This window comes from Klebsiella sp. K5-306, assembly GCF_051835185.1.
In the GTDB taxonomy this organism is placed as follows: Bacteria; Pseudomonadota; Gammaproteobacteria; order Enterobacterales; family Enterobacteriaceae; genus Klebsiella; species Klebsiella oxytoca.
The window spans coordinates 218,871-240,386 of sequence record NZ_JAIFJY010000007.1 but is presented as its reverse complement, the minus strand read 5'-3'; the positions used below and the strand labels follow the sequence as shown (position 1 = coordinate 240,386).

Annotated in this window: 16 protein-coding genes and 1 pseudogene; 9 read left to right on the top strand and 8 right to left on the bottom strand. The window is 54.0% G+C overall.

What is annotated here, in order from left to right:
• The first annotated feature begins 70 nt into the window (after positions 1 to 70).
• The 4 genes and pseudogenes from K2184_RS13665 to K2184_RS13650 all read left to right on the top strand — a co-directional run bounded on the left by K2184_RS13665 (position 71) and on the right by K2184_RS13650 (position 4,366).
• Positions 71 to 747 (top strand): annotated as a pseudogene (locus K2184_RS13665) (fimbria/pilus chaperone family protein).
• A 21-nt stretch (positions 748 to 768) separates the two neighbouring features.
• Positions 769 to 3,147 carry a fimbrial biogenesis usher protein gene (locus K2184_RS13660; protein WP_163524804.1) on the top strand — a complete coding sequence of 793 codons (2,379 nt, stop codon included), beginning with the start codon at positions 769 to 771 and terminating at the stop codon, positions 3,145 to 3,147.
• A complete protein-coding gene (locus tag K2184_RS13655; protein WP_163524802.1) occupies positions 3,144 to 3,674 on the top strand; it encodes a hypothetical protein in 531 nt (176 codons plus the stop codon). Before K2184_RS13660 ends, K2184_RS13655 begins: the two co-directional genes overlap by 4 nt.
• Positions 3,671 to 4,366, top strand: coding sequence for a DUF1120 domain-containing protein (locus K2184_RS13650; protein WP_016809821.1), 696 nt, complete (start codon positions 3,671 to 3,673; stop codon positions 4,364 to 4,366). The genes K2184_RS13655 and K2184_RS13650 overlap by 4 nt, the downstream gene beginning before the upstream one ends.
• 42 nt (positions 4,367 to 4,408) lie before the next feature.
• Here the strand turns inward: K2184_RS13650 and gltD are convergent, their stop codons facing one another.
• Together gltD and gltB are read right to left on the bottom strand one after the other, a co-directional pair.
• On the bottom strand, positions 4,409 to 5,827 hold the full coding sequence (gene gltD, locus K2184_RS13645; protein ID WP_004106184.1) for a glutamate synthase subunit GltD: 1,419 nt from the start codon (positions 5,825 to 5,827) through the stop codon (positions 4,409 to 4,411).
• A gap of 9 nt (positions 5,828 to 5,836) precedes the next feature.
• Entirely contained in the window at positions 5,837 to 10,297 is a 4,461-nt protein-coding gene (gene gltB, locus K2184_RS13640) for a glutamate synthase large subunit (protein WP_004106181.1), read from the bottom strand.
• 673 nt (positions 10,298 to 10,970) lie between these two features.
• On the opposite strand from gltB, the gene K2184_RS13635 reads away from it, so the two are divergent.
• The 5 genes from K2184_RS13635 (at position 10,971) to mtgA (ending at position 17,219) form a co-directional block, all read left to right on the top strand.
• A complete protein-coding gene (locus K2184_RS13635; RefSeq protein WP_123830022.1) occupies positions 10,971 to 11,894 on the top strand; it encodes a TIGR01212 family radical SAM protein in 924 nt (307 codons plus the stop codon).
• Positions 11,895 to 12,052: 158 nt separating this feature from the next.
• Entirely contained in the window at positions 12,053 to 13,117 is a 1,065-nt protein-coding gene (gene uxuA, locus K2184_RS13630; protein WP_004106177.1) for a mannonate dehydratase, read from the top strand.
• A gap of 149 nt (positions 13,118 to 13,266) precedes the next feature.
• Positions 13,267 to 15,606 (top strand): aerobic respiration two-component sensor histidine kinase ArcB, encoded by a 2,340-nt coding sequence (gene arcB, locus K2184_RS13625; protein WP_049591507.1) that lies wholly within the window; start codon positions 13,267 to 13,269, stop codon positions 15,604 to 15,606.
• A gap of 234 nt (positions 15,607 to 15,840) precedes the next feature.
• On the top strand, positions 15,841 to 16,494 hold the full coding sequence (elbB, locus tag K2184_RS13620) for an isoprenoid biosynthesis glyoxalase ElbB (protein ID WP_016809823.1): 654 nt from the start codon (positions 15,841 to 15,843) through the stop codon (positions 16,492 to 16,494).
• Positions 16,491 to 17,219 (top strand): monofunctional biosynthetic peptidoglycan transglycosylase, encoded by a 729-nt coding sequence (mtgA, locus tag K2184_RS13615; RefSeq protein ID WP_064343894.1) that lies wholly within the window; start codon positions 16,491 to 16,493, stop codon positions 17,217 to 17,219. The genes elbB and mtgA overlap by 4 nt, the downstream gene beginning before the upstream one ends.
• A gap of 50 nt (positions 17,220 to 17,269) precedes the next feature.
• On the opposite strand, the gene npr is transcribed toward mtgA, so the two are convergent.
• The 6 genes from npr to lptB all read right to left on the bottom strand — a co-directional run bounded on the left by npr (position 17,270) and on the right by lptB (position 21,510).
• Entirely contained in the window at positions 17,270 to 17,542 is a 273-nt protein-coding gene (npr, locus tag K2184_RS13610) for a PTS phosphocarrier protein NPr (protein ID WP_004106170.1), read from the bottom strand.
• Complete coding sequence (gene rapZ, locus K2184_RS13605; protein ID WP_004106169.1) at positions 17,539 to 18,393, bottom strand: RNase adapter RapZ; 855 nt, start codon at positions 18,391 to 18,393, stop codon at positions 17,539 to 17,541. Before rapZ ends, npr begins: the two co-directional genes overlap by 4 nt.
• Before the next feature lie 45 nt (positions 18,394 to 18,438).
• The gene (gene ptsN, locus K2184_RS13600; protein ID WP_004106168.1) at positions 18,439 to 18,927 is read right to left on the bottom strand and encodes a PTS IIA-like nitrogen regulatory protein PtsN; all 489 of its coding nucleotides are present in this window, start codon (positions 18,925 to 18,927) and stop codon (positions 18,439 to 18,441) included.
• Between the two features lie 66 nt (positions 18,928 to 18,993).
• Positions 18,994 to 19,281, bottom strand: coding sequence for a ribosome hibernation promoting factor (hpf, locus tag K2184_RS13595; protein WP_004106167.1), 288 nt, complete (start codon positions 19,279 to 19,281; stop codon positions 18,994 to 18,996).
• 22 nt (positions 19,282 to 19,303) lie between these two features.
• Complete coding sequence (rpoN, locus tag K2184_RS13590; RefSeq protein WP_004106166.1) at positions 19,304 to 20,737, bottom strand: RNA polymerase factor sigma-54; 1,434 nt, start codon at positions 20,735 to 20,737, stop codon at positions 19,304 to 19,306.
• A gap of 47 nt (positions 20,738 to 20,784) precedes the next feature.
• Positions 20,785 to 21,510 carry an LPS export ABC transporter ATP-binding protein gene (lptB, locus tag K2184_RS13585; RefSeq protein WP_004106165.1) on the bottom strand — a complete coding sequence of 242 codons (726 nt, stop codon included), beginning with the start codon at positions 21,508 to 21,510 and terminating at the stop codon, positions 20,785 to 20,787.
• Positions 21,511 to 21,516 lie beyond the last annotated feature (6 nt).

Here is a 21,516-nt window from a genome sequence, read left to right as displayed (position 1 = left end):
AATAAATATTTTTATAAAATTTATTGGGCCTGTTAATAAGCTCTATCTCATTTTAATACACACCACTAATATGAAAAAAACGCTGCTGTTGTCGATATTGATATTGACGACCCGGGCCAATGCCAGCGGCATGGTGCCTGAGACGTCGGTTTTACTCGTTGATGAGCAAAAAGGTGAGGTGTCGATGAACCTCACCAATTCCGATTCGCATCCATCTCTGCTTTATACCAAAGTGGTTGATTTAGACGATAGCGATAAATCTATCCGCTTAATTGTCACGCAGCCGGTAGTACGCGTAGAGCAAGGGGACACGCAAAAGATCCGCTTTATATTGCAAACGTCTAAACCGCTACAACAGGAAGAGTTTAAACGGGTCACCTTTGAAGGAATACGCCGAAGGAAAAGGGAAAACTGAAAACAACGGTCACTATTCGTCAGGATTTACCGGTCATTATCCATCCGGCTGGCCTGGCGGAGGAGCCCGCGCCGTGGAAACATCTGGTCTGGCGCAAAAAGGGGGGCCAGCTGGAAATCAGTAATCCGAGCGACTATGTCGTCAGGATGACATCCATGTTTAATACTTTGCCTTCAGGTTCTCCCGGCGAGTTAGCGAAAACGTATCTCCTGCCGCACACCAGCGTCAGCGTAAAATTACCTGCTAAAGCGGGAGCGGATACGAAAGTCGAGTTTTTCCCGGCAAGCCGCTATGGATATAAAGGAGATCGCTACATCACCTCGTTGCAGTGACCATGTTCAAGGATGAACGGAATGCTCAGGAAAAAGCTGTTGGCCTGTCTTATCGGGTTGGGAAGCGCTCAACTGGCGGTAGCTGAAGAGGCCAAAAAGAGCGCGATAGAATTTGATAGTGAAACCTTAACGTCTTTGGGCATCGATCCGCAAATTGCGCATTATTTCTCCTCAGAAGCCAAATTCCTGCCGGGGGCGAGCTCGGTTATGCTGGGCGTTAACGGTAAGGATAAGGGAAATATCGTCGCCCACTTTGATGATGACGGCCAGCTGTGTTTCGATAAAGCGTTTATGCAACAGGCCGGTATTCGCCAATCCGTGGTCGATAGCGAGGGCTGCTATGACTATTTACAGGCCCATCCTGAAACGATCCTGAAAGCGTCGCCCGGAAAAGGGCGAATCGATCTGATATTACCGCAGGAGCAGTTAGTCCACCAAAGTACCGACCTCAGCGGATACGACACGAGCGGTACGGCTGGGGTGCTGAATTATACCTTTTTCGCTTCGCGCAACGATTATAGCGGCGGTCATTCCGAGTATTCGCAGCTGATGCTGGACGGCGGTCTAAACGTGAATACCTGGCTGCTGCGTAGCCATCAGCTATTAAGCCGTGCGAATAATCAGTTTACCAGCGAAAATTCGCAGACCTACCTACAGCGCACCTTTACGCAGATAAAAAGCACCGTCAAGGCGGGTGAAATAGGCATGAATAACCCTTTGCTCGACGGCACCGAGCTATACGGTATCTCCTTGATGCCGGAGAGCGCCCTTAACGATGCCGGGAGCGGCGTGCTGGTAACCGGGATCGCCAGTACCCCGCAGGCGCGGGTTGAGATCCGCCAGCAAGGGATCATGGTGTATTCCACTTTAGTGCCTGCCGGCCCCTTTACCTTAACGGATATTCCCCTGCGCAACGTCACCAGCGATCTGACGGTCACCGTTATTGAGACCGATGGCAGCCAGCATAGCCAGGTGGTTCCCGCCTCATTGTATCGCTCCGGGCTGGGGCCTGCGGGCGGATATCAATTTTCATTAGGCCGGGTGAGCGATGCATATAGCCAGCAGCCCTGGGTAGCCAGCCTGGCTGGCGGCTGGAAGCTGAACGCCAGGCATAATTTAACTAGCGGCGCGATCGTTGCCCAGAGCTACCAGGCCTTAGGAATACGCGTTGACTCAGTACTGCCGCAGGAAATTTCGCTTTCTCTTCAGATTAACCAGGCGTTCGATCGCGATAATGCGCAGCAGGGCCAGAAGTACACTCTATCGACCTCCTGTGCAACACAGTCCGGTTTTGGGCTGAATGCTTCGTTGAGCAAATATTCTGAAAAGTATCGTGAGTTTTCTCAGGCCATTGATAAGAGTTTTAGCGCCACCAATAAAATGGAGTACTCATTGGGTGCGAGCTGGGGACACCCTGTTATAGGTACGATGAGCGCCAGCTTCTATGATGTAACAGGGTTCGATAGCCAAAATAATTCTCGCTACGCGACGCTTAACTGGGGAAAGAGTTTTAGCGCATTTTCCGTATCGGCAAGCTGGCAGCGCCAGCTCAGCGGCGGGAGTATCGAACAAAGCAATGATAATATTTTTTACCTGAACCTGAATATTCCCTTCCAGCAGCATTCGGTCAACGCTTACGCGCGCAGTGAAAAAGGGCGGAAGAGATTCGGTACTTCGGTAACGGGCACTATCAGCGATGATACCACTTATACCCTCGGCGCCGAACGTGACCAGACCGAGAGTCGGAACAGCTTCAGCGGCGGGATAAATCAGAATCTGCATTACACGCAGCTAAGCATGAATGCGAGTACCAACGGTTCGCAGAGCCATAGCTATTCCGGAACGCTGCGCGGGGGAATGGCCGCCCACCGCCATGGTGTGACTTTTACACCGTGGGCGATTCGCGACACCTTTGCCATTGCCAGCCTGGATAAGCCGGTTTCCGGAGTGCGCATCGAGACATCGCAGGGGCCGGTGTGGACTGACTTCAGCGGTCAGGCAGTCATTCCTTCCGTTTCGGCCTGGCGAGAGGCAGCCGTTGAAATCAACACCGCGACTTTGCCAAAGAACATGGATATTGGCAATGGGCTCAGAATGCTCAAGCAAGGCCGAGGGGCCGTAGGCAAAATCCGCTTTTCTACCATCACGGAGCGCCGGGTGCTGCTGGATGTCACGATGGGGAACGGTGATCCGCTGCCGAAGGGGGTCGCCGTAACGGATTCAGCGGGCAATTACTTAACGACTTCCGTCGATGACGGCGTGCTTTTTTTGAACAACCTCACAGGGAGACAAACATTGGTGGCGAAACTGGAAAAGGGAAGTTGCCGCATCTCGATAACGCTGCCTGAAGCGCCAGACGCAGATGCGTTCTATGAAAATGCCAGCGGGGTATGTCAATGATTCGTCTATGGCTGGGCCTTAGCCTGCTGGCGTTTTCCGGCGCCCTTCTGGCCGGATGCGAATTAAATAGCACGCAGCGTTCGGTTGACTATCTGCCCGTTCGCCCGGCAGAACGTCAGCAGACGGGAGATAAGCCTGTGGTACTTCCGGAAAAGCAGTTCGTCCTGCATGTACATTGTGATAAGCCACAACGTATTCGGCTTTTCTTCGGTAGCGCCTATGCGCAAAACGGCAGGTTCGCACTTGGCAATCGTGGGGAAATGAATATTACCGCCGGGCAAGCGGTGGCTGACGATCGCGACGTGATGCTGGTCCCTGTACGGAGCGCCGGGGCGCCGATTACCGCGGAAGCAGCAAAGCGATCCCGCATTGCGCTCAATCAAGGGATCGCCTTTGTACAGGGAGAAGAGATTGAAGCCAGTCAGCTCTCTGTGGTTCTGAACGTGGCTTCAATGATGGAGAGCCAGGCGATTACGGATCGCGTAACGTATCGTGGGAATCTGCAGATCAGGGTGGTAACTCCATGAGGTACGCCTTTGTTTTATTCGCGCTTTTACTCAGTCCGATCCTTCACGCCGGCGACAACCTTAGTATTGATTTTACCGTGACCGCAGAAGCGGCGGCGTGCACGCCAACGCTGAGCCATAACGGCATCGTAGATTTCGGTGAGCGGCATGTCGGGTCGCTATCAACGTCCGCGTTTACCCAGCTGGGCGTGCGGGATATTACCTTAACGATTACCTGCGAATCCTCCACCGGGATCGCTATTACGGCGAGAGATGCGCGATCCAGTTCCGCTATCACGGGAAAAGATACACACGGCCATGAGGGAGTGCTTTTTCAGGTCAATGGTGGCGGATACATAAGCGACAAATTACGGCTTTTTGGTCTGGGTATGACGATGGAAAATAAACCTATTGGCAGCTATGCGATGCAAATCGATTCCGCCAATACCATCGCAGTTGATGATAAAAAAGTTGCCGTTGATATCGCCGGATCGGCCAGCAAGGAGGGACCGTGGGAAGTTTCCTCGCTTTTACCGCTCCCAACGGGACAGGACTATTTCTATACCTTTGTTAAAAAAGGCTCTTCGGTGCCGCAGCCAATCACGGCGGCAACGGTGCCTCTGCAGATAAGCGCATCGGTGGGAAGTAATCTCAGGAGCGGGCAAAAGGTGACGTTGGACGGCGAGGCGGTAATCAGTATTGTCTATCTCTGAATGAATAAGCTTGCGGGCTCCGGGACCCGCAAGCTTTTTTCGTTACACTTCCAGGTAGTTCAGGATGCCGTCAGCCGCCTTACGGCCTTCGGCAATCGCGGTGACCACCAGGTCAGAGCCGCGAACGATATCGCCGCCGGCGAAGATTTTCGGGTTGCTGGTCTGGAAGGCGTTGTCGCTGCCTTCCGGTGCAATCACGCGGCCCTGAGAATCGAGCTCAACGCTGTGCTTCGCCAGCCATTCCATGCTGTGCGGACGGAAACCAAACGCCATGACTACGGCATCTGCTGGCACCACATGTTCTGAGCCGGCAACGATTTCCGCGCGGCGGCGGCCTTTCGCATCCGGCTGGCCCATCTCCGTACGCGCCATCTTCACGCCGCAGACTTTACCGTTGGCATTCACTTCAATGCCCAGCGGCTGAACGTTGAACTGGAATTCCACGCCTTCTTCCCGCGCGTTTTTCACTTCGCGTTTCGAGCCCGGCATGTTCTCTTCATCACGGCGATAGGCGCAGATGACGTGAGTCGCGTTCTGGCGAATCGAGGTACGCACGCAGTCCATTGCGGTGTCGCCGCCGCCAAGAACCACGACGCGTTTGCCTTCCATGCTGACGTACGGCTCGTCCGCCGTTTCACCAAAGCCCATGATCTGCTTGGTATTGGCGATCAGGAAGGGCAGCGCATCAAAGACGCCGCTGGCGTCTTCGTTTTCCAGACCGCCGCGCATTGACTGATAGGTACCAACGCCGAGGAATACCGCATCGTACCCTTTCAGCAGATCGTCGAGTTGTACATCGCGACCCACCTCGGTATTGAGTTTGAACTCAATGCCCATACCGGTAAAGATCTCGCGACGACGGGTCATCACCTCTTTTTCCAGCTTAAAGGCTGGAATACCAAAGGTCAGGAGGCCGCCGATCTCCGGATGGCGATCGAAGACTACCGCCTTCACGCCGTTACGGGTCAATACGTCGGCGCACGCCAGACCTGCCGGACCCGCGCCGATAATGGCGACGGTTTTGCCGGTTTGTTTCACGCCGCTAAGGTCAGGACGCCAGCCCATTTCGAACGCTTTATCGTTGATATAGCGCTCAATGTTACCGATGGTTACCGCGCCGAACTCATCGTTCAGGGTGCAGGAACCTTCGCACAGGCGGTCCTGCGGGCAAACCCGTCCGCAGACTTCCGGTAGGGTATTGGTCTGATGCGACAGCTCAGCCGCTTCGAAAATACGTCCTTCATTAGCCAGCTTCAGCCAGTTCGGGATGTAGTTATGCACCGGGCATTTCCATTCGCAGTACGGGTTGCCGCAGGACAGGCAGCGATCTGCCTGTGCTTTAGCCTGGCCTTCTGAAAACGGCTCGTAAATTTCCACAAATTCAATTTTACGGATCTTCAGCGCTTTTTTAGGCGGATCAACTCGCTGTAAGTCGATAAATTGATAGACATTCTGACTCATCTTAACCCCTTACTGCGCCTGCACCCGCAGCTCAGCTGCGGAACGACTACGGTGACCCAACAGTGCTTTAACATCGCTGGACTTCGGTTTGACCAGCGCAAACTTCGCCGAGAAGGCCGGCCAGTTGGCCAGAATCTCTTCACCGCGCTGTGAACCGGTAAGCTGCACATGCTCGGTAATTAAACCGCGCAGGTGCTCTTCATGGATGGCCAGAGAGTCAACGTCCAGCACTTCTACCAGTTCAGAGTTCACGCGTTTACGGAAGTCGCCGTCTTCATCCAGTACGTAACCAAAGCCACCGGTCATGCCTGCGCCGAAGTTGACGCCGGTTTTGCCCAGCACGCAGACGATGCCGCCGGTCATATATTCACAGCCGTTGTCGCCGATACCTTCGACGACGGTGATAGCCCCGGAGTTACGCACTGCGAAACGCTCGCCCGCACGACCCGCAGCATACAGACGACCGCCGGTCGCGCCGTACAGACAGGTGTTGCCGATAATGCTGGCTTCATGGCTACGGAAGGCCGAGCCTACCGGAGGACGAATGGCGATCAGGCCGCCGGCCATCCCTTTACCCACGTAGTCGTTCGCGTCGCCGGTCAGATGCAGCTCAACGCCGCCGGCATTCCACACGCCGAAGCTCTGACCTGCGGTACCGCTGAAGTGGGCGGTAATAGGATCTGCTGCCAGGCCCTGGTCACCGTGGGTCTGGGCGATGTAGCCGGACAGCGAGGCTCCTACGGAACGGTCAGTATTGCGGATATCGAACCAGAACGTTTTGCTCTGCTTGCCGTCAACAAAGGGTTTTGCCTGCTGCAGCAGCTGCGCATTCAGGACGCCATTATCGAACGGCGGGTTGTTCTCCGTGCAGTACAGCGCTTTGCCCGGATGCGGCTCCGCGGTTTCCAGCAGCTTGCTCAGATCCAGCTTCTGCTGCTTGGCGGTAAAACCGTCCAGCTCTTTCAGCAGATCGGTACGGCCAATCAGATCCACCAGACGCTTCACGCCCAGCTGTGCCATCAGCTCGCGCGTTTCGCGGGCGATGAATTCAAAGTAATTGGTCACTTTAAACGGCAGACCGTGGTAGTGGTTCTTACGCAGTTTGTCATCCTGGGTTGCTACGCCGGTTGCGCAGTTGTTCAGGTGACAAATACGCAGATATTTACAGCCCAGCGCCACCATTGGTCCGGTCCCGAAGCCGAAGCTCTCAGCGCCGAGGATAGCCGCTTTGATGATATCGAGGCCGGTTTTCAGCCCACCGTCGACCTGCAGACGAATTTTATGGCGCAGCCCGTTGGCAACCAGCGCCTGCTGGGTTTCAACCAGTCCAAGCTCCCACGGACATCCCGCGTACTTCACTGACGATAGCGGGCTGGCGCCGGTGCCGCCGTCGTAGCCGGCAATGGTGATTAAATCCGCGTAAGCTTTTGCTACACCGGTGGCAATAGTCCCGACGCCCGGTTCAGAGACCAGTTTCACGGAGATCATCGCTTTCGGGTTGACCTGTTTCAGGTCGAAAATCAGCTGTGCCAGATCCTCGATCGAGTAGATATCGTGGTGCGGCGGCGGAGAAATTAACGTTACGCCAGGTACTGAATAGCGCAGTTTGGCGATATACGGAGTCACTTTATCGCCGGGTAACTGGCCGCCTTCGCCAGGCTTAGCGCCCTGGGCGACTTTAATCTGGATAACGTCGGCGTTGACCAGATAAGCCGGAGTCACGCCGAAGCGGCCGGAGGCGACCTGCTTTATGCGCGACACTTTATTGGTGCCGTAGCGCGCCGGGTCTTCGCCGCCTTCGCCGGAGTTGGAGTTGCCGCCGAGGCTATTCATGGCTTCCGCCAGCGCTTCGTGCGCTTCCGGGCTCAGCGCGCCGATAGACATCGCCGCGGTATCGAAGCGTTTGAACAGTTCGCTCGCCGGTTCAACGTCGTCCAGGTTCACCGTGGTTCCGTCCGGGGTGACGGAAAGCAGGTCGCGCAGCGTTGCCGCCGGGCGCTCGTTAACCAGCTTCGCGTACTGCTGATAATCACTGTACTCACCGCTTTGTACCGCTTGCTGCAGGGTGCGCACCACGTCCGGGTTGTAGGCGTGATATTCGCCGCCGTGAACGTATTTCAGCAGACCGCCCTGATCCAGCGGTTTACGCGCCAGCCAGGCACGTTTCGACAGATTCAGCAGATCCTGCTGGAAATCATCGAAGCCCGCGCCGCCGATACGGCTGACAACGCCCTGGAAGCACAGATCGGAGACTTCGCGATGCAGGCCGACCGCTTCAAACAGCTTCGAGCAGCGATAGGATGCAATGGTCGAAATCCCCATCTTCGACATGATCTTATACAGACCTTTGTTGATGCCGTTACGATAGTTCAGCATCACCGCGCGGTACTCTTTGTCGATGGCTTTATTATCGACCAGCTTCGCCAGGGTTTCATAGGCGAGGTACGGATAGATAGCCGTCGCGCCGAAGCCGAGCAGCACGGCAAAGTGGTGCGGATCGCGGGCGCTGGCGGTTTCGACAATAATGTTGGCATCGCAGCGCAGGCTCTTATCGACCAGGCGGGTCTGGATCGCGCCTACCGCCATCGGTGCCGGTACCGGCAGACGATTTTTAGCGATGTTACGGTCTGAGAGCACCAGCAGAACGGTACCGTTACGCACCATCTGTTCGGCTTTATCGCACAGCGCCTTCACGGTTTCAGCCAGCGTGGTTTCGGCGGCATCAAAAGTGATATCCAGGACGTCGGCGCGATAGTGCTCCTCTTCCATGGTGGTCAGCTGTTTAAAATCCGAGTACAGCAGAATCGGCGATTTGAAGCTCAGGCGATGCGCCTGGCCTTCCGCTTCACAGAAGACGTTCATTTCACGGCCGATGCTGGTGGCCAGCGACATAACGTGCGCTTCGCGCAGCGGATCGATCGGCGGGTTAGTGACCTGCGCGAACTGCTGGCGGAAGTAATCGTAAATGATACGCGGCTGGCTGGAGAGCACGGCAAATGGGGTATCATCGCCCATCGAGCCGACCGCTTCCTGGCCATTTTCACCCAGTACGCGCAGGACGGAATCCAGCTCTTCGGCACTGTAGTTGAACTGTTTCTGATAGCTGGCGAGGGTATCATCGTCCAGCTGGCGGCTACCGACCTCTTCGTCCGGCAGTTCTTCGAACGGCACCAGACGACGGACGTTTTTCGCCATCCACTCTTTATACGGGTGACGGCTTTTCAGATCGTTGTCGGTTTCCGCGGAGTGCAGAATACGCCCCTCGCGGGTATCGATAACCATCAGTTCGCCTGGACCGACGCGGCCTTTTTCAACGACTTCATCCGGCTGATAATCCCAGATACCCACCTCGGATGCGCAGGTGATGAGCTTATCTTTGGTGATCACATAGCGTGCCGGACGCAGGCCATTACGGTCGAGGTTACAGGCGGCGAAGCGACCATCGGACATCACGATGCCCGCCGGGCCGTCCCACGGTTCCATATGCATGGAGTTAAAGTCAAAGAACGAGCGCAGCTCGGGATCCATATCCGGGTTATTTTGCCAGGCTGGCGGAACCAGCAGGCGCATTGCGCGAATGATGTCCATCCCGCCCGCCAGCAGCAGCTCCAGCATGTTATCCATAGAGCTGGAGTCAGAGCCGGTTTCGTTAACGAACGGCGCGGCGTCGTGGAGGTCAGGGATTAGCGGCGTCTGGAACTTATAGGTACGGGCGCGGGCCCACTGGCGGTTACCGGTAATGGTGTTGATTTCACCGTTGTGTGCCAGGTAACGGAACGGCTGAGCCAGCGGCCAGCGCGGCACGGTATTGGTGGAAAAGCGCTGGTGGAACAGACAGATGGCTGACTCCAGGCGCAGATCCGCGAGGTCCAGGTAGAAGCGCGGCAAATCCGCCGGCATACACAGACCTTTATAAATGTTGACCAGGTTCGACAGGCTGCAAACGTAAAAATCTTTATCTTCCTGCAGACGCTTTTCGATACGACGGCGCGCGATGAATAAGCGGCGCTCCATGTCGCGCGGGCGCCAGCCAGCCGGGGCGTTAACAAAGATTTGTTCTATACGTGGCAGCGAGGAGAGGGCGATTTCACCTAGTACGCCTTCATTGGTTGGCACATCGCGCCAGCCGACGATAGACAGCGTTTCGCGCTGAAGTTCTTCTTCGACGATGCGGCGCGCCGCGTTTGCCAGTTCAGGATCCTTATTAAGGAACAGCATCCCAACGGCGTAATTTTTGGCTAAACGCCAGCCGCGCTCTTCCGCAACAATTCGGAAGAAACGATCGGGTTTTTGTAGCAGCAAGCCACAACCGTCGCCGGTTTTTCCATCGGCAAGAATCGCGCCGCGGTGCTGCATTCGGGCCAGTGCGTGTATAGCGGTTCGCACTACCTTGTGGCTAGGTTCGCCTTCTATGTGGGCGATCAGGCCGAAACCACAGTTATCCCTCTCAAGGGATTTATCGTACAACATATCAGTGAACCTCCCCAGGCTCTACGGGACACCCTCCGTTACCGATTGCGCACGGGCACAGAAAGAGCATGGCGACGGGGTTTACACCTCGCATTCGCCCTCTTTAAATCCTTTTCGCATCGGTACACAAGTTTGAGGACTTGCTGTTAAGAGGGAATCTCAATTACTGCATAAATATGATGAGCAGAGCGCTCATCCAGAAAGCTTCCAGCGGATTCCCAACTTATCGGGAATCCACACATACGTCAAATGGCAATCTTATTTATACAAAAATGTGCTATGCAACAGCTAATTAAATGATTTTTAAGAGAATAAATGCGTTTTAAATACTACTGAAACGCGCCAGGAGACAGAAACGAGTGTGATCTGTCTCACTGTATCGACGGCACGACATTATCTGTCTGTGCTGAATTGTTTTTTTATCACAGTTTTTTAAACTGCTTTTTATTTATTTTTTGGTTGCTAATACTGTTTTGTGCCAGGGTAAAGATAATTGCCAATCAGCGGCTATGTATAAGGAAAACTCATTACCCTGAACATGAATTAAATTGCAGTTATCTTGATTGTTTATGCAATGAGGTGAGCGGCCGCGTTGACGATTGATCCAGGTCATCGCCGTCGGTAGCTAAAAATGGCAGGCTTGGCCCCTTTCTTAAGGCCGGTCTATCAGATTATGCAGTTACAAAAATTAGTCAACATGTTTGGTGGGGATCTTGCGCGCCGATATGGAGAAAAGGTTCACAAACTGACGCTGCACGGTGGATTTAGCTGTCCAAATCGCGATGGCACCATTGGTCGTGGCGGCTGTACCTTTTGTAATGTCGCTTCTTTTGCCGATGAAGAGCAGCAGCACCGTTCGATTGCTGAGCAGCTAGCCCATCAGGCGCAGCGGGTAAACCGGGCTAAGTGCTATTTGGCCTATTTCCAGGCCTATACCAGTACGTTTGCCGAAGTTCAGGTACTGCGATCCATGTATCAGCAGGCAATCAGCCAGGCCAGCATCGTCGGGCTGTGCGTGGGCACCCGCCCGGACTGCGTCCCCGGAGCCGTATTGGACCTGCTGAGTGAGTATCGGGAGCAGGGCTACGAAGTATGGCTCGAGCTGGGTTTACAAACCGCGCATGATAAAACGCTGCACCGAATTAACCGCGGCCACGATTTTGCCTGCTATCAGCGAACCACCCGCCTGGCACGCGAGCGCGACCTTAAAGTGTGTAGCCACCTTATCGTGGGCCTGCCGGGCGAGGGACAGGGTGAATGCCTGGAGACCTTAGAGCAGGTAGTGGAGACCGGCGTAGACGGCATTAAGCTGCATCCACTTCATATTGTGAAGGGGAGCATTATGGCCAGGGCCTGGCAGGCAGGAAGGTTAAACGGTATTGCGCTGGACGACTATACGGTTACCGCAGGAGAGATGATCCGTCACACCCCTCCGGAAGTGATTTATCACCGTATCTCCGCCAGCGCGCGCCGCCCAACGCTGCTGGCGCCGCTGTGGTGTGAGAACCGCTGGACCGGGATGGTTGAACTGGATAAATACCTCAATGAACACGGCGTTCAGGGGTCTGCTCTCGGTCGTCGCTGGATCTCTCCATAGCAGGCGGATAACGTCATCGCTACGGCGCATTTATTTTGCTTTATCCTCTGAAAAAAAGTGGTGTGACCAACGTCACTGCCGTTGATATAAATCTGGTTATTTTATCTTGTATGGTAGTAGGCTATTACCGTTAATAACATTGAATCAGGTGATTTCGTATGCAAATGACAATGCGTTGGTTTGGGCCGGAGGAAGACAAGGTCTCTCTGGAATATATCCGCCAGGTTCCCGGCGTTGAAGGCGTGGTGGGGGCGCTCTATGATGTCGCGGTTGGTGAGGTCTGGCCGCTGGAAAAAATCCAGCGCCTGGTAAATCAGGTTCATGATGCCGGGCTAAAAATGGAAGTTATCGAAAGCGTCAATATTCATGACGATATTAAAATAGGGCTGCCTTCCCGCGATCGCTATATCGCCAACTATCAACAGACTATCCGTAATCTTGCCCGGTTTGGCGTAAAAGTGATTTGCTATAACTTCATGCCGGTTTTTGACTGGATGAAGACCGATATGAACTATGTTCTGCCGGATGGCTCCCGGACGATGGCTTTTGAAAAAAAAGATATTGATAAGAGCCTGGAAGAGGTGGTGAAAGAGGTTCTGGATAACTCAAATGGTTTTGCTCTGCCGGGCTGGGAACCTGAGCGTCTGGCCAAAGTTCAGGAGCTGTTTGCGCAGTACAAAGATGTTGATGACAAGACGCTGCGGGAGAATCTGGTCTATTTCCTGAAGGCGGTTATCCCCGTCTGCGAAGAGGTCGGCGTGAAAATGGCTATTCACCCAGACGATCCGCCGTACTCTATTTTTGGCTTGCCGCGTATCGTGAAAAATCGCGACGATCTGGATTGGATCTGCCGGGCGGTAGATTCTGAGGCCAATGGCATCACGCTCTGCACCGGTTCAATCGCGGAAGATCCTGCCAATGACGTCTACTCGATTCTGGCCGAGTTTACACGGCGCAAACGTATCCATTTTGCCCATGTGCGTAATATTAATCTTATTAAAGATAAAGACTTTTATGAATGCGCTCATCCGTCAGAATTCGGCTCTTTGGACATGTATAAAGTGATGCAGGCGCTCTATGACAATGGTTTTAGTGGCTATATACGCCCGGATCATGGACGTTTTATCTGGGGTGAAACAGGGCGGCCAGGTTATGGATTATACGACCGTGCGCTGGGCGTGACCTACCTGAAGGGGCTGTGGGAAGCGCTCAGTAAACGCTAACGCTCGTTTTGTTCTCTTCTCTATTTCCGGCTGACGCCCGTTCAGCGTCAGTCGCGTAACTGCAATCCTTCCCGCATTTTTTGCACAACTTACAGCGTCTTGCTCAGAATTGAGTATTATTGTGCGAAGTTGTCGCGAAGGAATCCCTTATGAAGCAAATCCGTATGCTGGCGCAGTATTATGTTGACCTGATGATGAAGCTGGGTCTGGTGCGCTTTTCAATGCTGCTGGCCTTTGCGCTGGTGGTGCTGGCGATAGTTGTGCAGATGGCCGTTACGATGGTGCTGCATGGCCAGGTGGAAAGTATTGATGTGATCCGCTCCATCTTCTTCGGCCTGCTGATTACCCCATGGGCGGTCTATTTCCTTTCGGTGGTGGTTGAGCAACTGGAAGAGTCCCGGCAGCGCCTCTCGCGGCTGGTAGAGAAACTGGAGGAGATGCGCGAGCGCGATCTCAAGCTGAATGTGCAGCTCAAGGACAATATCGCCCAGCTTAATCAGGAAATCGGCGAACGTGAAAAGGCGGAAGCGGAACGTGAAACGACGCTTGAGCAGCTCAAAATTGAGATGAAAGAGCGTGAAGAGGCGCAAATTCAGCTTGAGCAACAATCCTCTTTTCTGCGCTCCTTCCTTGATGCTTCTCCGGATCTGGTTTTCTATCGTAATGAAGATAAAGAGTTTTCCGGTTGTAACCGTGCGATGGAGCTTTTGACAGGCAAAAGTGAAAAGCAGCTTATCCATCTGAAGCCGCAGGATGTTTATACCGAAGAAGTGGCGGAAAAGGTGCTGGAAACGGATGAGAAAGTCTTCCGCCATAACGTCTCACTAACCTACGAACAGTGGCTGGATTATCCGGACGGGCGTAAGGCCTGCTTTGAAATCCGTAAGGTTCCTTATTACGACCGCGTAGGTAAGCGGCGCGGCCTGATGGGTTTTGGCCGCGATATCACGGAGCGTAAGCGCTATCAGGACGCTCTGGAGCGAGCCAGCCGAGATAAGACCACCTTTATCTCAACGATCAGCCACGAGCTGCGTACGCCGCTTAACGGCATTGTAGGGCTTAGCCGAATTCTGCTGGATACCGATTTGACCGGCGAACAGGAAAGATACCTGAAAACCATCCATGTCTCAGCGGTAACCCTTGGTAATATCTTCAATGATATTATTGAGATGGATAAGATGGAGCGGCGTAAAATTCAGCTGGACAACCAGCCGGTTGATTTTACCGGTTTCCTTGCGGACCTGGAAAACCTCTCCGGCCTGCAGGCGCAGCAGAAAGGCCTGCATTTTGTGCTGGAACCCACGCTTCCGCTGCCGCATAAAGTGATCACCGACGGAACGCGTTTACGCCAAATCTTGTGGAATCTTATTAGTAATGCGGTGAAATTTACTCCGCAAGGCGGGAATGTGAACGTCCGCGTGCGCTATGACGAGGGGAATATACTGCACTTCGAAGTGGAAGATTCAGGTATCGGCATCCCTGAAGCGGAGCAGGATAAGATTTTCGCCATGTACTACCAGGTTAAAGATAGCCAGGGCGGCAAGCCTGCGACGGGCACCGGTATCGGTCTTGCCGTATCACGTCGCCTGGCGCGAAATATGGGGGGGGATATCTGCGTTTCCAGCCTGCCGGGTAAAGGCGCGACATTTACCCTCACCGTACATGCTCCGGCCGTTGCGGAAGAGGTTGAAGATACGCTGGCGGAAGATGAAATGCCATTACCTGCGCTGAACGTGCTGCTGGTGGAAGATATTGAGCTAAACGTGATCGTTGCGCGATCGGTACTTGAGAAGCTTGGCAATAGCGTCGATGTGGCGATGACCGGTAAGGCTGCGCTGGAGATGTTCGTCCCCGGCGAATACGATCTGGTGCTGCTTGATATCCAACTGCCGGATATGACCGGCCTTGATATCTCTCGTCAGCTTAAACAGCGCTTTGCCGCCGACGAGCTTCCGCCGTTGGTTGCGCTTACCGCTAACGTACTGAAGAACAAGAATGAGTATCTGGAAGCGGGAATGGATGATGTCCTGAGTAAGCCGTTATCGGTTCCGGCATTAACCGCGATTATCAAAAAATTCTGGGATGCGCCGGAAGAAGAGGAGAATGAGATGCCATCTGTAGATAGCAGTAAATCGGCTTCCGTACTGGATATTCCGATGCTTGAGCAGTACATCGAACTGGTAGGGCCGAAGCTTATTTATGACGGTCTGGCCGTCTTTGAAAGAATGATGCCGGGCTATATGGCGGTTCTGGAGTCTAATTTGACCGCTCGCGACCAGAAAGGAATTGTTGAAGAGGGGCACAAGATTAAAGGGGCTGCGGGCTCGATCGGTTTGCGCCATATTCAACAGTTAGGTCAGCAGATCCAGACGCCGGATTTACCCGCATGGTCGGATAACGTTGGCGAATGGGTTGAAGAGATGAAATCCGAATGGCAAAGCGATGTCGCGGTACTGAAAGCGTGGGTCGCGGCGGCAGATAAAAAATGACCCCGGATAAACCGGGGTGCGCGAATACTGCGCCAACACCAGGGAACTGGACATTGCGCCAGAATCATTTAAGTGATTTTTTTACACGGCGCAACCTGAGGATTTGGCTTACTCGCTCATTAAGATAGCAAACCTTAAATATTTTGTTACGTGAAACAGTAAAATATGTGAAGCATAGCGAGTAAATCAAAATTTTTGACTGCTTTCATAAACTTGTACTAAGGGGCTGATGTGATGAAGAAAATTGGTGTCGTGCTGAGCGGATGCGGCGTTTATGACGGAAGTGAAATCCATGAAGCCGTCATTACCCTGCTGGCAATTGCCCGCAGCGGGGCTCAGGCCGTTTGCTATGCGCCGGATAAAATACAAACCGATGTTATCAATCATCTGACCGGCGAAGCGCAGGCGGAAAGCCGTAATGTGCTGGTGGAAGCGGCGCGTATCGCGCGCGGAGAGATTCAGCCTTTGGCCAATGCCCGAGCGGATGAGCTGGACGCGCTGATTGTGCCCGGCGGTTTTGGCGCGGCAAAGAATCTCAGTAGCTTTGCCTCGCAGGGGAGCGAATGTGAAGTGGATAGCGATCTTAAAGCGTTGGCTCTGGCGATGCATCAGGCCGGTAAGCCGCTGGGCTTTATCTGCATCGCTCCGGCGCTGTTGCCGAAAATTTTCGCTATTCCGCTACGCGTGACCATCGGTACCGATCTCGATACCGCCGATGCGGTAGAGGAAATGGGCGCTGAGCACGTGCCTTGCCCGGTGGATGATATTGTAGTTGATGAAGATAACAAAGTGGTGACGACTCCGGCGTACATGCTGGCGCAGAACATCGCGGAGGCGGCGAACGGAATTGAAAAACTGGTCGCTCGCGTCCTGGTGCTGGCCGCATGACCCTCCGCTTTTCGCCGCTGCGGATGATGAAGCGTTTTGTTCTGAGGCTGCTGTTGGCTTGCGTGGTGCTTTGGGGCGGCGGAATTGCGCTGTTTAGTATCGTGCCCGTCCCTTTTTCGGCAGTGATGCTGGAGCGCCAGGTCAGCGCCTGGCTTTCCGGGAATTTTCATTATGTCGCCCATTCCGATTGGGTGGGGATGGATGAAATCTCGCCGTGGATGGGGCTTGCCGTTATTGCTGCAGAAGATCAGAAATTCCCGGAGCACTGGGGGTTTGATGTTTCGGCCATTGAGAAGGCGCTGGCGCATAACGAGCGCAATGACAGCCGGATCCGCGGAGCGTCAACGCTGTCGCAGCAAACGGCAAAAAACCTGTTCCTGTGGGATGGCCGCAGCTGGCTGAGAAAAGGGCTGGAGGCGGGGCTGACCGTCGGCATCGAAACGGTCTGGAGCAAAAAACGGATCCTCACCGTTTACCTCAATATTGCTGAGTTTGGCGACGGAACGTTTGGCGTAGAAGCCGCATCGCAGCGCTATTTTCACAAACCTGCCAGTAGACTGACGGCTGCAGAAGCCGCGCTTTTAGCTGCGGTTTTGCCCAATCCCATTCGCTTTCGCGCCGATGCGCCGTCGGGTTATGTTCACAGCCGTCAGGCGTGGATCCTGCGCCAGATGAGGCAGTTGGGTGGGGAAGGTTTTATGCGGGCGAATAAGCTACATCAATAAACTTGCTATCAGATCTCCCCGGTCAGCACCGCTGCAGCCGGGGAATACCTCTAGTCTTCATCAAACCCGGCGTTGAATAGCGCGATAACGGCGGCCAGCGCTTCAACCTCCTGCGGGCCGTTAGCTTCAATCTCAATCTGACGGCCTTTAGCCGAGTCGAGCATCAGCAAGGCAATCACGCTATTCGCTTCAGCTTCAGTACCTTCATCATTGCGCAGCAGGACTTCAGCATCATAGTTCTGCATTAATTCAAACAGCTTCATCGCCGGGCGAGCGTGCATGCCCAGCTTATTGGTGATTTCAACGGTTTGCTTAACGGTCATGATTTGCGTTTTTCCAGCGTCCGATGACGGGACTGCACGTTCTTACCGCGTGAGCGGAAGTAGTCAGCCAGCTGTTCGGCGATATAAACCGAACGGTGTTTACCACCGGTACAACCAATAGCTACCGTCAGATAGCTGCGGTTATTGGTCTCCAGCATAGGTAACCATAGCTCAAGATAGCTGCGGGTCTGGTAAATGAAATTATGAACTTCCGTGTGCCGGTCGAGGAAAGCGGCCACGGGTTTATCAAGGCCGGTCATCGGGCGCAGCTTCGGATCCCAGTGCGGGTTCGGCAGAAAGCGCACGTCAAAAACGTAGTCGGCATCGATAGGGATGCCGTGCTTAAAGCCAAAGGATTCAAATACCATCGTCAGTTCGCGTTCGCGTTTGCCCAGCAAACGCGTGCGCAACATTTCTGCCAGCTCATGCACCGACATTTCAGAAGTATCGACGATCAGGTCGGCGCGGGAGCGCAGAGGTTCCAGCAGATCGCTCTCTTCATCAATGGCGCTTTCCAGCGACAGGTTTTTGCTCGATAGAGGATGTAAACGACGGGTGTCGCTATAGCGGCGAATCAGGGTGTTACGATCGGCATCAAGGAACAGCAACTGAGGTGAAAACTCTGCGGGCAGATTTTTCATCGCCTGCTCGAAGATTTCCGGCGATTCGGGCATGTTTCGCACGTCAATACTGACGGCCGCCGAGATGTTTCTGTCGGCGAGCGAACGCGCCAGCTCTGGCAACAGCACAACCGGCAGGTTATCGACGCAGTAAAAACCCATATCTTCCAGCGCTCGCAGGGCGACGGATTTCCCCGACCCTGAACGGCCGCTGACGATCATCAGTACCATGTACCGTTTCTCCTCAGTACGAAAAAGAGTAAGGTGCGACTTCCGTTATGCCTCATTGTTGCTTCCCGCTTCAGTGATGATTTCATAGAGCTCTTCATCACTTTGTGCAGCGCGCAGACGGCGGCAAATAGTTTTATCTGCCAGGCGCTTCGCCACCAGCGAGAGCGTATGCAGATGCGTTTTAGTTTGATCGGCCGGGACGAGAAGGGCAAACAGCAGATCGACAGGTTGATTGTCGATAGCATCAAAGGCAATCGGGGTTTCCAGTTGAACAAAAACGCCCACGGCCCGCAGCGTATCCTCTTCGAGTTTACCGTGGGGGATCGCAATGCCGTTACCAATCCCGGTACTGCCCATTTTCTCACGGGTGAGAATCGCCTCGAACACCACCTGGGGCGCTAAGCCTAACTGCTTTGCCGCCAGCTCGCTGATGATTTCCAGCGCGCGCTTTTTGCTCTGGCAGTGAACCTGGCTACGGGTACATTCCTGGTTAAGGACATTGCTCAGTTGTAGAGCCGAATCGTTATTTATCATAATTTCACCTGAGCTCACCCTGGCCAACCGCCTGCAGGCGGTTGGCGTAGGCTATTGCCCGGACAATTAGTGTTGTTTCAGTTTATCTTTATGTTTTGTTAACTGTCTTGCCAGCTTATCGATAAGGCCATCGATAGCAGCATACATATCCTGCCCTTCCGCACTGGCATGGATTTCGCCACCGTTGACATGCAGATTGGCGTCCGCAATTTGCGTCACCTTCTCCACTTTTAACACAATATAGACCTGATTGATCCTGTCGAAAAACTGCTCCAGTTTGCTGAACTTCGCCGTCACGAAATCGCGCATGGCGGGAGTTATTTCGACGTTGTGTCCTGTAATGTTGAGCTGCATAGTGTCTTCCTTATCGGTTGGGTCAAACCAGCTGCTTGCGCTGATTCGACGGCGGGATGGATAAAGACTCTCGGTACTTAGCAACGGTTCGCCGCGCCACCATAATACCCTGATCGGACAGCATGGTGGTGAGCTTACTGTCACTCAATGGTTTCGCGGGGTTTTCCGCGGCGATTAATTTCTTCACCAGCGCGCGAATGGCCGTCGACGATGCTTCGCCGCCGCCTTCGGTGTTCACATGGCTGGAGAAGAAATACTTCAGCTCAAAAATACCGCGTGGACTGTGCAGGTATTTTTGCGTGGTAACGCGTGAAATAGTGGATTCATGCATTTCGACGGCCTGAGCGATATCCGCCAGCACCATCGGCTTCATAAACTCTTCACCTTGTTCAAAAAAGGCCTGCTGCTGTTCGACGATGCAGCGGCTGACGCGCAGCAGGGTGTCGTTGCGGCTCTCCAGGCTCTTGATAAGCCAGCGGGCTTCCTGGAGATTGCTGCGGATAAACTGGCCGTCAGCATCATTGCGCGCGCTGTTGCCCATTGCCGCATAGTGCTGATTGATCTTCAGGCGGGGAAGGCTATCTGAATTGAGTTCGACAACCCAACGATCGTGAACCTTACGCACCAGTACGTCAGGGATGACATATTCCGGCTCGCCAGTTTGAATCGACTGGCCCGGGCGCGGATCCAGCGATTGGATCAGATTCACCGCTTCCTTTAACACCTCTTCTTTCAGGCGGGTAACGCGCATCAGAGTACGGAAGTCATGGTTGGCCAGCAGATCGAGATGATCGCTGATGATCAGGCGAGCTTCATCAATCCACGGCGTCTCTTTGGCAAACTGTGAAAGCTGAACCAGCAGGCAATCGCGCAAGTCTTTCGCCGCCACGCCGACGGGGTCGAAACGCTGGATGCGCTTGAGCACCGCTTCAACTTCTTCAAGTCCGATTTCATCATCGCCAATACTTTCAACGATCTCTTCGACAGGAATAGTCAGGTACCCCGTGTCATCAACGGCATCGACGATTGAGGTCGCAATGGCGCGATCGGTATCGGTAAATGGCGTGAGTTCAACCTGCCACATCAGGTAATCCTGCAGGCTTTGCGTGGTCTCGCCCTGATAGACGGGCAGTTCATCATCCTGATAATCGACGCCGTTGCCTGAGGGCGTTCCCGCGGTATAGATCTCATCCCAGCTGGCATCAAGCGGCAGCTCGTCGGGCATCTCTTTCTGCTCAAGGGCATCGACGGTATCCAGAGATTCGCGATCCTCGGCCTCTTTGGTTTCTACCTCATCGTGAAGATCGGTTTGCTCCAGCAACGGGTTGCTGTCCAGCGCCTGCTGGAGTTCTTGCTGGAGTTCTAACGTAGACAACTGCAGTAAACGAATCGCCTGCTGCAGCTGTGGCGTCATGGCAAGCTGTTGGCTTAGCCTTAATTGCAAACCTTGCTTCATATTCAGGGCCAATATCTCCGGCTAAAACGTCTGGAACCTCTACCCTATCAGAGTCTGAAGTCTTCCCCAAGATACACGCGCTTAACCTGCTCGTCTTCAAGGATTTGCTGTGGCGTACCGTGAGCAATCAGGTGGCCCTGGCTGACGATATAAGCGCGTTCGCAAACGGCCAGCGTTTCCCTGACGTTATGGTCGGTAATCAACACGCCGAGGCCGCTGTCGCGCAGGTGTTCAATAATACGTTTGATGTCGATAACGGAAATGGGGTCAACGCCGGCGAAGGGTTCATCAAGCAGGATGAATTTCGGATTAGCGGCCAGCGCGCGGGCGATTTCAACGCGGCGGCGTTCACCACCGGAGAGCGCCTGACCGAGACTGTCGCGCAGGTGCTCAATGTGAAACTCTTCCATGAGCTCTTTCGCGCGATCTTCACGCTGTTCGGTGCTCAGGTCGTCGCGAATCTGCAATACCGCCATCAGGTTATCGTATACGCTCAGGCGGCGAAAAATAGAGGCTTCCTGAGGGAGATAGCCGATTCCGCGACGCGCGCGCGCGTGCAGCGGCAGCAGGCTAATATCTTCGTCATCGATGATAATATTCCCTGCGTCGCGCGGTACGATGCCAACGACCATATAGAAGGTGGTCGTTTTACCGGCGCCGTTTGGGCCGAGCAGGCCTACAATTTCGCCCGAGTTCACGGTCAGACTGACATCTTCCACGACGCGGCGGCCTTTATAGGCTTTAGCAAGGTTCTTTGCAGTTAATGTTGCCATAACGAA